Annotated in this window: 12 protein-coding genes and 1 pseudogene; 2 read left to right on the forward strand and 11 right to left on the reverse strand. The window is 31.0% G+C overall.

What is annotated here, in order from left to right; translation table 11 throughout:
- Positions 1-95: 95 nt before the first annotated feature.
- From HGPT_RS09715 to hrcA, 11 genes and pseudogenes are all read right to left on the reverse strand, one after another.
- Positions 96-599 carry a DUF6363 domain-containing protein gene (locus tag HGPT_RS09715; RefSeq protein WP_245544091.1) on the reverse strand — a complete coding sequence of 168 codons (504 nt, stop codon included), beginning with the start codon at positions 597-599 and terminating at the stop codon, positions 96-98.
- Positions 568-948 (reverse strand): patatin-like phospholipase family protein, encoded by a 381-nt coding sequence (locus HGPT_RS09720; protein WP_245544092.1) that lies wholly within the window; start codon positions 946-948, stop codon positions 568-570. The genes HGPT_RS09715 and HGPT_RS09720 overlap by 32 nt, the downstream gene beginning before the upstream one ends.
- 167 nt (positions 949-1,115) lie before the next feature.
- Positions 1,116-1,454 carry a histidine triad nucleotide-binding protein gene (locus HGPT_RS02925; protein WP_019138384.1) on the reverse strand — a complete coding sequence of 113 codons (339 nt, stop codon included), beginning with the start codon at positions 1,452-1,454 and terminating at the stop codon, positions 1,116-1,118.
- A 2-nt stretch (positions 1,455-1,456) separates the two neighbouring features.
- Positions 1,457-1,840 (reverse strand): DUF1284 domain-containing protein, encoded by a 384-nt coding sequence (locus tag HGPT_RS02930; RefSeq protein ID WP_019138385.1) that lies wholly within the window; start codon positions 1,838-1,840, stop codon positions 1,457-1,459.
- A pseudogene (mtaB, locus tag HGPT_RS02935) lies at positions 1,841-3,140 on the reverse strand (tRNA (N(6)-L-threonylcarbamoyladenosine(37)-C(2))-methylthiotransferase MtaB).
- On the reverse strand, positions 3,140-3,829 hold the full coding sequence (locus HGPT_RS02940) for an RsmE family RNA methyltransferase (RefSeq protein WP_019138386.1): 690 nt from the start codon (positions 3,827-3,829) through the stop codon (positions 3,140-3,142). Before HGPT_RS02940 ends, mtaB begins: the two are co-directional and overlap by 1 nt.
- Positions 3,822-4,727 (reverse strand): 50S ribosomal protein L11 methyltransferase, encoded by a 906-nt coding sequence (gene prmA, locus HGPT_RS02945; RefSeq protein ID WP_019138387.1) that lies wholly within the window; start codon positions 4,725-4,727, stop codon positions 3,822-3,824. The genes HGPT_RS02940 and prmA overlap by 8 nt, the downstream gene beginning before the upstream one ends.
- 73 nt (positions 4,728-4,800) lie before the next feature.
- Positions 4,801-5,931 (reverse strand): molecular chaperone DnaJ, encoded by a 1,131-nt coding sequence (dnaJ, locus tag HGPT_RS02950; protein ID WP_019138388.1) that lies wholly within the window; start codon positions 5,929-5,931, stop codon positions 4,801-4,803.
- A 166-nt stretch (positions 5,932-6,097) separates the two neighbouring features.
- A complete protein-coding gene (gene dnaK / locus HGPT_RS02955; RefSeq protein ID WP_019138389.1) occupies positions 6,098-7,921 on the reverse strand; it encodes a molecular chaperone DnaK in 1,824 nt (607 codons plus the stop codon).
- 22 nt (positions 7,922-7,943) lie between these two features.
- Entirely contained in the window at positions 7,944-8,474 is a 531-nt protein-coding gene (grpE, locus tag HGPT_RS02960) for a nucleotide exchange factor GrpE (protein ID WP_019138390.1), read from the reverse strand.
- Positions 8,475-8,482: 8 nt separating this feature from the next.
- Positions 8,483-9,505 (reverse strand): heat-inducible transcriptional repressor HrcA, encoded by a 1,023-nt coding sequence (gene hrcA, locus HGPT_RS02965; protein ID WP_019138391.1) that lies wholly within the window; start codon positions 9,503-9,505, stop codon positions 8,483-8,485.
- Positions 9,506-10,122: 617 nt separating this feature from the next.
- Here hrcA and lepB point away from each other — a divergent pair.
- Both lepB and lepA read left to right on the forward strand, forming a co-directional pair.
- Positions 10,123-10,578 carry a signal peptidase I gene (lepB, locus tag HGPT_RS02970; RefSeq protein WP_245544113.1) on the forward strand — a complete coding sequence of 152 codons (456 nt, stop codon included), beginning with the start codon at positions 10,123-10,125 and terminating at the stop codon, positions 10,576-10,578.
- A gap of 31 nt (positions 10,579-10,609) precedes the next feature.
- A partial coding sequence (gene lepA, locus HGPT_RS02975) for a translation elongation factor 4 (protein WP_040542288.1) occupies positions 10,610-11,666 on the forward strand: 1,057 nt, incomplete at its 3' end.

Consider the following 11,666-nt stretch of genomic DNA (forward strand, 5'->3'; position numbering starts at 1 on the left):
CATTTACATCTGATTCATTTAAATTCCTATTTTCTTTCCCTAATCTATTTTCAATTTTTCTAATTTTTGATTTTATTTTTGGCACAAATATCAACTCATTTTCTATTAATATTTTCTAAAGTTAAAACTTTTCTTGCATCCTTTCTCCCCATTTCATATAATTTTTCCAATTGTTTATGATCTTGACTGAGAGTTTTTAAGTTCCCAATATCACTTGGTGCAACTATAATTATCTTGTTTTCTTTTTCAAGTTTTAAGGCTTCTCTTAGACAAGTATTGTAAATCTCATGTCTTTTTGCAAAAGTTCTTGAAAGAACAGGATAATTTCTTCTTAGAATCCTGACAAACTTTTTGTCTTTTCTCTTCTCTCTAAAATAATCTTTCGGCCTAGTCAAAACTAGTATTACTTTGTCACATCCAGCTTCAAAAGCTCTTTTAAAAGGAATAGGATCACTTAATCCTCCATCAACATAGTCAACGCCCTTTACTTTATAGGGTTTGCACAATACTGGAACACAACAAGATGCTTTTATTGGGTCATAATTATCAATTACAAGATCATTTTTATTAAAAATATTTCGGCTTTCCAGTTCTCGCATCTGTTGCAACAATTTCAAAGTCCATGGGATTTTCTTTCAAAGCCTTATAATCAAGAGGATTTTCGCCATTGGAACTGCTTAAATCAGAATAAATATAATCTAGGTCAATATAAGAACCAGTCCTTAAAAAGTTTTTTAAACTCATATATTCTTTTCTAAAGGCATAATTGTTGTAAAATACAAAATTTCTTCTCGGTTGTTTTGCAAGAAAAGATGCACCATTAGCAGCCCCTGCAGAAACTCCAATGAAATAATCTCCACTAATGCCTTCTTCCATTAAATAATCAAAAACTCCCGCTCCATAAATCCCGCGAGTTCCTCCACCTACATCTACAAATCCTAATTTCATAAATCATCTTCCTTCTTAAATGACAAAATTATCTTTATATTAATTATATATAATATTTTAAATATTTAACATAGACAAAAAGATAAAAGTGTATAAAATATTTTTAACTAATTAAATAACATAAAAAAATGCCAGGACATAAATCCTAGCATTAAAAAATTTTTTAATCAACCTGGTGGCCAATTTAAACTTCTTCCTCCAAGTACATGGAAATGTAAGTGATCAACACTTTGACCGCCATCTTCTTTGCAATTATTTACGATTCTGTATCCCTTAGTTAGCCCTTCTTCAGCACAAAGCTTCTTTGCTACCAAAAATACGTGGCCAATTAAGTCCTTGTGTTTTTCTTCGAGGTCATCTGCTGATGCAATATGTTCCTTCGGCACAATTAAAAAATGAGTTGGAGCTTGTGGGTCTATGTCTCTAAAAGCATACACAAGTTCATCTTCATAAAGTTTTTCTGAAGGAATTTCTCCCTTAATAATCTTACAAAATAAACAGTCCATCCCTACCTCCTTTTGGCTTCAATTTCTTTGCAAAGATCATTCCACTGACAATCCTTGCATATTTCTTCTCGCCTATCTTTTGAGAATATTATATCACAGCAAGCCTTATTAATGTCTTTCCAAGAATAAATTTCATCTTTTGAAAGTCCTAAAATTTCTAGCACCCTTTCATCATAAGATTTAACTTTTTCATCACTTTTACATTTATCTCCAAGATTTTCTGGACAATACTTGCAAATATCATCTAAATCAACAAGTAATTGTACTTTTGGATTTTTCTTTAGTTCTCTTATAATATTTGCCATATTTTTTGAAAAATCATCACTATATCCTTCTCCTACAAAATTTCTCGTACAGAGAAGATGATGAGCTCTTATTCTTAACATTTAATCACCAATAATTTCACAGTTTGCAATTTCACCAGTATCTAAGATTTTAACTTTCTTGATTTTATTTGTAAGATCAACATTACTTTTAACTTTAACCCTTATATAATTTGTTGTATATCCATAATAAACACCCTTGTGTTCTTCTTCAAATAAAACAGATTGTGGAGTTTTCATATTTTCTTTCTCAAAAATTTCTTGATACTCTTCTCCTAGTGCAATTAATTTTTCAGATCTTTCTTTTTTTATATTTCCATCAATTTGGTTTTTCATTACAGCTGCCTTGGTATTTTTTCTCTTAGAATATTTAAAGACATGTATTCTTGAAAATCCAACTTCTCTTACAATATTCATAGAATCTTCAAAATCTTCTTCACTTTCTCCAGGAAAACCAACAATAATATCAGTTGTAAGTCCAGCATGAGGCATATATTTTCTAATAATATTTGCCTTTTCAATATATTTTTCACGAGTATAACGTCTATTCATTGCTTTTAAAATATTATTAGAACCACTTTGAAGAGATAAATGGAAATGATCACATAATTTTCCAGTTCTAACTGCCCTCTTCATAAATTCATCTGAAATAATTATTGGTTCAACTGAAGAAAGTCTAATTCTCTCTATGCCATCAACCTCTGCAATAGCTTCTATAAGATCAATTAATCTCATATCCCCCATGTCCATTCCAAAAGAACCAATGTGAATACCAGTTAAGACAATTTCCTTAAATCCTCTTTCTGCAAGAGTTTTTGCTTCTCTCACTGAATCCTCAATTGTCCTAGATCTAATTGGTCCTCTTGCAAAGGGGATAATACAATATGTGCAAAATCTATTACAGCCATCTTGAACCTTCATATAAGCACGAGTCCTATTATTGCTATCAAAATTTGTTGTATTCGCAAACTCTCTAACATTTTTTTAAGTCTTTTACAATGTTAATTTTTTCGTGAGAATCTTTAGCTTCTTCAATTAAATCAACTATTTTATTTCTCTCAGTTGTCCCTATTACAACATCTACTCCATCAATATTTTTAACTTCATCAGGACTAACTTGTGAGTAGCAACCCACAACTGCAACAACAGAATTTGGGTTTTTCTTTTTTGACTTTCTTATAAATTGTCTAGACTTTCTGTCAGACAAATTTGTAACTGTGCATGTGTTTACAATATATACATCGCTAAATTCATCGTTTTCTACTTGTCTATATCCTCTACCTTCAAAAATTTCACTCATGGCTTCTGATTCATATTGATTAACCTTACAACCGAGAGTTAAAATTGAAAAAGTTTTTTCCATTACTCACACTCCTTTGCATGAATTATATAAAAAGAAGCACTTATAGCTGCTGTTTCAGCACGAAGAATTCTCCTACCTAGACCAACTTTTTTTGCTCCTTTTAAAATTTCAAGTTCTCTATCAGAAATTCCGCCCTCTGGTCCGATTATAAGTCCAATATTTTTACCTAAAGTTTTGGTAATTTCTCCTAGTTGAATTTTATTTTCATCTTCATAACACAAGACCAAATCACCATGAAAACTTAAAATATCCTCGGTCTTTATAATATCGTGAACTATAGGAATAATATCTCTTTTTGATTGCTTTGCCGCAGACTCAACAATTTTTTGGTATCTTTCCTTTTTCTTCTCTTTTTTCTTTGATATATCAGAAATCGTCCTATCCATTAAGACAGGGTAAAAGTCACTAACTCCAATTTCTGTTGCATGTCTTATAACATCTTCTGATTTGTTGTTTTTTAAAACACCAAAAAATAGAGAAAGTCTTATCTTGGACTCATTACTTTCTTCCACTTTTCCTAAATTTTTGATTTTTCCATCATAATAAGCAAAGGAAAAAATACCATCATCAAAAACCACTTGAAACTCTTCTCCATCATTTATCCTAATTACATTTTTTAAATGGTGAAGAGTTTCTTCTTTTAAATTTGTATTTCCTTCAAAATTTCTTTCTTCAAAAAATCTATACATTTAATCTTCCTACAATTGCGACCCAGTTGTTTTTATCTAATTCATCAATTATTTCAAAGCCATTTTCTTCTAGAGCATCAATAACCATTTTCCTTCTCTCTTTTATAATTCCAGAAGTTATAAAAATTCCACCCTTGTCCATGTGATTTTTAAGATTTTTAATCTCATCAACAATAATTTCAGCAATAATATTTGACACAATTAAATCTGCTCTTCCCTTTACCACATCAAGAAGATTTCCTTTTTCGATTTTCATCTTATCTTCAAGATTATTAAGGCTTGCATTTTCATGAGATGCGTCAATACACTTTTCGTCAATATCAATTGCAAGAGCACTCTTTGCTCCAAGCTTTAAGGCAGCAATTGCAAGTATGCCAGAACCACAACCAATATCAAAAATTTCATCATCATTTTTTACATATTTTTCTAGAAGTTCAAGACACATATAAGTTGATTCATGTGTTCCTGTTCCAAATGCCATTCCTGGATTGATTTTTATAATTTCTCTATTTTTATTTTCATAGTCTTCCCATTCAGGAACTATTGCGAGTTTTTTCCCTATTTCAAGTGGCTTATAATATTTTTTCCAATTATTAGCCCAATCTTGGTCGTCTTTTTCTTCAATAAGACACTTTCCAAGATTTTTTTCTTCTAATTCAATTTTTAAATTCTTAGCATCTTCAATATTTTCAGGATAAATCTTAATTGTAAAAATATTTTTATCTGAATTTAAAAGAGGATAATCTATAAAATCCCAATCTTTTTCATCTTGATCCAATTCATCAACTAAGTCACTGGAAATTTCTTCTGTATTATAAATTCCAAAATCAAATAAAATTCCCTCAATAATATCTTTTTTATTTTTTGATGTATTTATAGTCATTTCAATATATTTCATCTAATCACCTGATTTCATTATATTATAGATAAAATTTTTATACAATTTAAAAAATGCGAATCTATGATCCGCATTAATCAAATAAATTTTTTAACTTATCTAAAAAAGTTTTTTTATTTTCTGCAACCTCTGGTTCAGTTTCCCTAAGTTCCTCTAAGAGCTTTCTTTGTTCATCACTAACTTTCTTAGGGATTATTATATCAACCTTAAAGAAAAGATCTCCCCTTTGTTTTTCTCTATTTACGTAAGGAACACCTTCTCCTTTAAGTCTAAAGACTGTTCCTCCAGTTGTTCCCTTTGGAATATCATAGTCTACGATTTTTTCTAGAGTTGGAACTTTAATCTTTGCTCCAAGAACAGCATCTGAATAAGAAATTGGAATATTCAAGTATATATCATTTCCTTCTCTCTTAAATACAGCATCAGATCTTACTCTAATGTAAACAAAAATATCTCCATTTTCGCCGCCATTTTCGCCTACAGATCCTTGTCCCTTTAGAGAAATAATATTTCCAGTATCAACTCCCTTAGGAATATTGACTTTTAATTTTTTGCTTCTCGCTTGACTTCCCTTACCAGAACATTTTTTACATGGTTCTTCAATTATTTCACCAGTGCCATTACAGTCTTCACAAGCAGAAGTTCTCACAAATCTACCAAAAGGTGTATTTTGTTCTGATGTAACCTTACCACTTCCGTGACAGGTTTCACAAGTGTGCTTTTCACTTCCTGGTTCCATTTTGCTTCCATGACAGTGAGAACACTCTTCTTTTACTTTGACAGTAATTTCTTTTTCCACACCAAAAATAGCCTCAAAGAAATCAAGAGTTATATCTACTCTAGAATCAGGTCCTTTCTTTGGCATATCCTTTCTGTCTGTATAATCATATCTATTTGATCTTGAGCCACCAAAAATATCAAAGATATCATCAAAAATATCAGAAAATCCGCCAAATCCACTTCCGCCAGATCCTCCCATATTTCCCTTTAAACCTTCTTCTCCATAGACATCATAAATCTGTCTTTTTTCATCGTCTGAAAGAACTTCATAGGCATAGGAAATTTCCTTAAACTTTGCCTCAGCAACTTCATCTCCTGGATTTAGGTCTGGGTGATATTTTTTTGCAAGCTTTTTATAAGATCTCTTTAATTCTTCTTTACTTACATTTTTCTCAACTTCGAGAATTTCATAAAAATTTCTCATCTTCCACCTCAATAGTTCTATATTCTAATATAAAATCTCAAAAAAATAAAGTTTAATTTATTTTTTTATTATTTAGATTTTTAAAGAAAATTTATAAAAAACTTAGATAAATAATTTTGAACATAAAAAAAGTTGCAGCCGAAACTGCAACAATTTTATTTAATTATTATTCTTCGTCTTCATCTACAACTTCATAGTCAGCGTCAACTACATCATCATCTTGTTTTGCTTCAGTTGATCCTTCTTGACCTTCTTGTTGTTGTTTATAAATTTCTTCAGAAATTGCGTAGAAGGCTTGAGTTAATTCTTCAGTCTTAGATTTAATAGCTTCAAGATCTTCTCCATCTTTTACATCTTTAAGATTCTTAATTGCATCTTCAATCTTAGTCTTATCAGCATCAGAAATCTTTCCTTCAACATCTTTTAAAGTATTTTCAGATTGATAAATCATTGAATCTGCATTGTTTTTAGCTTCAATTAAATCTTTTTTCTTTGCATCTTCTTGAGCATACATTTCAGCTTCTTTAACTTTCTTTTCAATTTCTTCTTCGTTTAAGTTAGTTGAAGATGTAATTGTGATGTGTTGTTCTTTTCCTGTTCCTAAATCTTTTGCGCTTACATTTACAATACCATTTGCATCAATATCAAATGTTACTTCGATTTGTGGCACTCCTCTTCTTGCTGGAGCTATACCATCAAGTGTAAATCTTCCAAGAGTTACATTGTCTTTTGCCATTTGTCTTTCACCTTGAAGCACATGGATTTCTACAGAAGTTTGATTATCTGCTGCAGTTGTAAATACTTGTGACTTCTTAGTTGGAATTGTTGTATTTCTTTCAATAAGTCTTGTTGTGATGTTACCCATTGTTTCAATTCCTAGAGAAAGTGGTGTTACATCAAGAAGAAGTAAATCTTTTACATCTCCAGAAAGAACTCCACCTTGGATAGCTGCACCAAGTGCAACACATTCATCTGGGTTAATATCTTTTTGTGGTTGTTTTCCAGTTAATTTCTTAATACATTCTTGTACTGATGGAATTCTTGTTGAACCACCAACTAAAAGAACTTTGTCAATATCATTTGCAGAAAGTCCTGCGTCCTTTAATGCATCTTTTACAGGTCCTTCAGTCATCTTAACAAGATCTGAAGTTAATTCATCAAATTTAGCACGAGTAATATCCATATTTAAGTGAAGTGGACCAGATTGAGATGCTGTGATAAATGGAAGGTTGATGTTAGTTGACATAGTAGAAGAAAGTTCTTTCTTAGCCTTTTCAGCTGCTTCTTTTAGTCTTTGAAGACTCATGTTGTCAGCCTTTAAATCAATTCCATTTTCTTTTTTAAATTCTTCAGCAATATAATCAATTAGTCTGTTGTCGAAGTCATCTCCACCAAGCTTATTGTTACCACGAGTTGCGTGTACTTCAAATACACCATCAGAAAGTTCAAGGATTGATACGTCAAAGGTACCACCACCAAGGTCATAAACCATTACAGTTTGTGCGTCAGTGTCTTTGTCTTCTCCATAAGCAAGAGCTGCTGCAGTTGGTTCGTTTACAATTCTCTTTACATCAAGTCCTGCAATTCTTCCTGCGTCTTTTGTTGCTTGTCTTTGGGCATCTGTGAAGTATGCTGGAACAGTGATAACTGCTTCTGTAATTGTTTCTCCAAGATAAGATTCTGCATCTGATTTTAATTTTTGTAAAATCATAGCTGAAATATCTTGTGGAGTGTAAGTTTTATCATCAATTTTTACATTGAAATCAGATCCCATGTGTCTCTTAATAGATGAAACAGTTCTTTCTGGGTTTGTGATTGCTTGTCTTTTTGCAGTTTCACCTACTAGTCTTTCGCCATCTTTTGTGAAAGCTACTACTGATGGAGTAGTTCTATTTCCTTCAATGTTAGGAATTATTACAGATTCTCCACCTTCCATTACTGCTACTGCAGAGTTTGTTGTACCTAAATCAATACCAATTATTTTTCCCATTTATATTTCCTCCTAAAATCACTTATTGTGAAACTTTGACCATAGCTGGTCTTAGTGTTTTCTCATTAATTAAATAACCTTTTTGCAATACTTCTATAACATAACCACTGTCGTATTCATCAGAATCTTCAGTTAGTACTGCGTGATGATACATTGGATCAAATTCTTCTCCCAATGCTTTCATCTCAACTATGCCTTCTTTTTCAAGAACTCCAGCAAGTTGATTTTTTATCATTAAAATCCCATCATAAGTTGAGTCTTTGTTTTCAATAGAATCTAAAGCCCTTTCAAAATTATCTATGACAGGAAGTAAATCATTTGCTACTTTTTTAACTCCAAGTTCAACATACTCAGTTTTTTGAGTTTCAGTTCTTCTCTTATAATTAGAAAAATCTGCTTGAAGTCTCATAAATTTATCCATTAAATCCTGATATTTTTCATCATCAGAAACTTCATTTACTTCAGTTTCTTCATTCATATCTTGATTTTCTTCACTCGTATCTATATCGTCATCATTTATAACATCTTCTTTTTTTATATCTTCATTCGTCATGTACTCCCTCACATTTCTTTCAATCCACTTCTCACTGCATCGCTAAAAATTTTAACGACCTTAACCAATCGCATATAATCAATTCTAACTGGCCCAATGAGTCCAATACTTCCATATATTCCATGTTCCTTTGAAAAAGGAGCTCTAATAATTGTATTTTCTTTCATAAGACTGGCGCTGTTTTCTGATCCTATGATAACCTCAACATCACTTGTAAAATTATCATTCTCTAGGATCTGAAATAAGCTGTCCCTATCTTCAACTAAGCTCATGAAATTTCTAGCCTTATCTAAATCCTTATATTCGTCAAAATTCAAAATATTTGTAAGACCATCATAATAAATATCAATGGAAGACACTTTTTTATTAAACTGGCTGGCAATTTTTACAATATCAGAAATGAATTTTCCATGTTTTATCATGTCATCTGAAACAGAAATTTTTAGTGATTCAATTTCATTAAAATTAATTCCCGATATCTTTTCATTTAAAACCTTCTCAATAAAGTAAAAGTCTTCATCAGAAATATCATTTATTTCTAAAAAATATCTCTCAATAACTCCCTTGTCGCCTATTAAAACTAAAAGAGCAGTTGACTCGTCAAGCTTTACAAGAGTTAGCCTTTTGATTTTTGTATCGGCCTTCTGTGGTGTTATGAGATAAGCCGTACAAGAACTTATATTGGCAAGGAGATTAACTGAATTTTTATAAAACTCTTCTAAATTTCTAGAGTTAAATAAAAGCCTCTCCTTGATTTTTTCTGAAGATTCTATATCGTGAAAAGTGTTAAAATTTTTAAAAAGTTCATCAACATAGAACCGATAAGCCTTGTCAGAAGGAACTCTTCCTGCTGACTGATGAGGCTTATTTAAAAAACCAAGATCTTCAAGATCTGCCATTTCATTTCTTATAGTTGCTGAACTAACTCCAAGATTGTATTCCTTGGAGAGAGTTCTCGAACCAACGGGAGTAGGCATATCAATATATGCTTCAATTATGGCATTTAAAATATTAATTTTTCTAGTATCCATAATCCCTCCTTTGTTAGCACTCTTATTTCGTGAGTGCTAATCTATATATATAGTACTTCACACCTAGAACTTTGTCAAGCATATTTATAAAATTTTTTGACTTTTTTTGACTTTTATTTTTTGGCTTTATTTACAAGTTTTACAGCTATTAACCATAAATTAATTCTATGAATTTTAAAATTTTTCTTAAAATCCAATTCATTTTTATTATATTTTCTTTTAAGTTTATTATTTAAATTACTTTTTAAAAGTTCCAACTCTCATATTATTTATCTTTAATATTTTTTCAAAATTTATTTCTTCTATATTAAAAATTTAGTTTTCTAATTTTAGTTGGTGAAAATTTTTTGTTAATACTTCTCTATACACACACAGACTGTATATAATTGAAATTATTTATAGTCTGTGTGTATATACTTTCAAGCTCCTTATAATTATTTTCACTATTTTTATTTTCTTTTTATAAAAATTAAAGGATTTAATTTTATGTAGCTAACATAATTTAAAATATTTCCAAACTTTCTCTTATTTATGATAAAATTACTATTTGGAGATGATTGCATTGAAAAAAAATGAAACAGTATCTTTCATTGTTACAATTGTAGCTGCAGTTTTTAATTGCACTATTTGTAAGAACTTTTATTTTTAATATTGCTGTGGTAAATGGTGAATCCATGCATCCAACATTAAATGAAAAAGACAAATTAATTTGTCTATCTTATAAGAGATTTACCGATATTCCTAGAGGAGAAATCGTAGTAATTGATGCACCTAATGACAATAGAAATTATATAAAAAGGTTAGTTGGAAAACCTGGAGACACTATTGAATTTAGAGATGGAAAAGTTATTTTAAATGGAAAATTTTTGGAAGAAAATTATACTTCTTCTGATTATACAGAGTCCAATGTCGATGGTTTTAAATTAAAAGATGATGAATATTTTGTCATGGGAGATAACAGGCTTCCTGGCATGAGTATAGATTCAAGATATTTTGGACCAATTGAAAAGAAGAGAATTAAATCAGCAGCAGTTTATAGAATTTTGCCTCTAAATAATAGAGGAAAAATTTAAAATAAATCCCCTAGAAATTGGAGGTAAAAATTTGAGAAATCAGAAAAATATTAGAAATTTTTCAATAATAGCACACATTGATCACGGAAAATCTACTCTAGCAGATAGATTAATTGAATCTACTGGTATGCTAACGAAAAGGGAAATGGATGAGCAAGTTCTTGACTCCATGGATCTTGAACGTGAAAGAGGAATTACAATTAAATTAAAAGCAGTAAGGTTAATTTATAAGGACGACAGAGACGGTCAAGAATATATTTTAAACTTAATTGACACTCCAGGTCATGTTGACTTTAATTACGAAGTTTCTCGTTCTCTTGCTGCTTGTGAAGGTGCAATAGTCGTTGTTGATGCTGCCCAAGGTGTTGAAGCACAGACTCTTGCTAATGTTTATCTTGCCATTGATCAAAACCTTGAGTTAGTACCTGTAATTAATAAAATAGACTTGCCTAGTGCAAGACCTGATGAAATTAAAGAAGAAATTGAAGATATTATAGGAATAGACACTGAAGGAATTCCTCTTATATCTGCTAAGGAAGGAATTGGAATAGATGATGTCCTACATGCAATTGTAGATAAGGTTCCTGCCCCAAGTGGAGACCACGATGCACCACTAAAGGCTTTAATTTTTGATTCTTTTTACGATTCTTACAAAGGTGTAGTTTGTCATGTAAGGATTATTGATGGTACTGTTAAACCTGGTGACGAAATTAGCATGATGGCAACAGGAAAATCCTTTGAAGTTGTTGAAGTTGGTGTTACATCCAATGGTCATATTCCTCTCGACTCTCTAAGTGCAGGTGAAGTTGGTTACATAACTGCTTCTATTAAAAATGTCAAAGATGCAAGAGTCGGTGATACAATAACTTTAAAAAATAGAAAAACTGCAGAACCAATGCCAGGTTATAAAAAAGTTGTACCTATGGTATTTTGTGGAGTTTATCCTGGTGAAGGCGAAGAATATAACAATGTTCGTGAAGCCTTAGAAAAACTTCAAGTAAATGATGCTGCACTAGATTTTGAAGCAGAAACTTCTGTTGCCCTAGGATTTGGTTTTAGATGTGGATTTTTAGGTCTTTTGCACATGG

Origin of the sequence: Peptoniphilus timonensis JC401 (assembly GCF_000312025.1) — a bacterium.
GTDB lineage: Bacteria > Bacillota > Clostridia > Tissierellales > Peptoniphilaceae > Peptoniphilus_A > Peptoniphilus_A timonensis.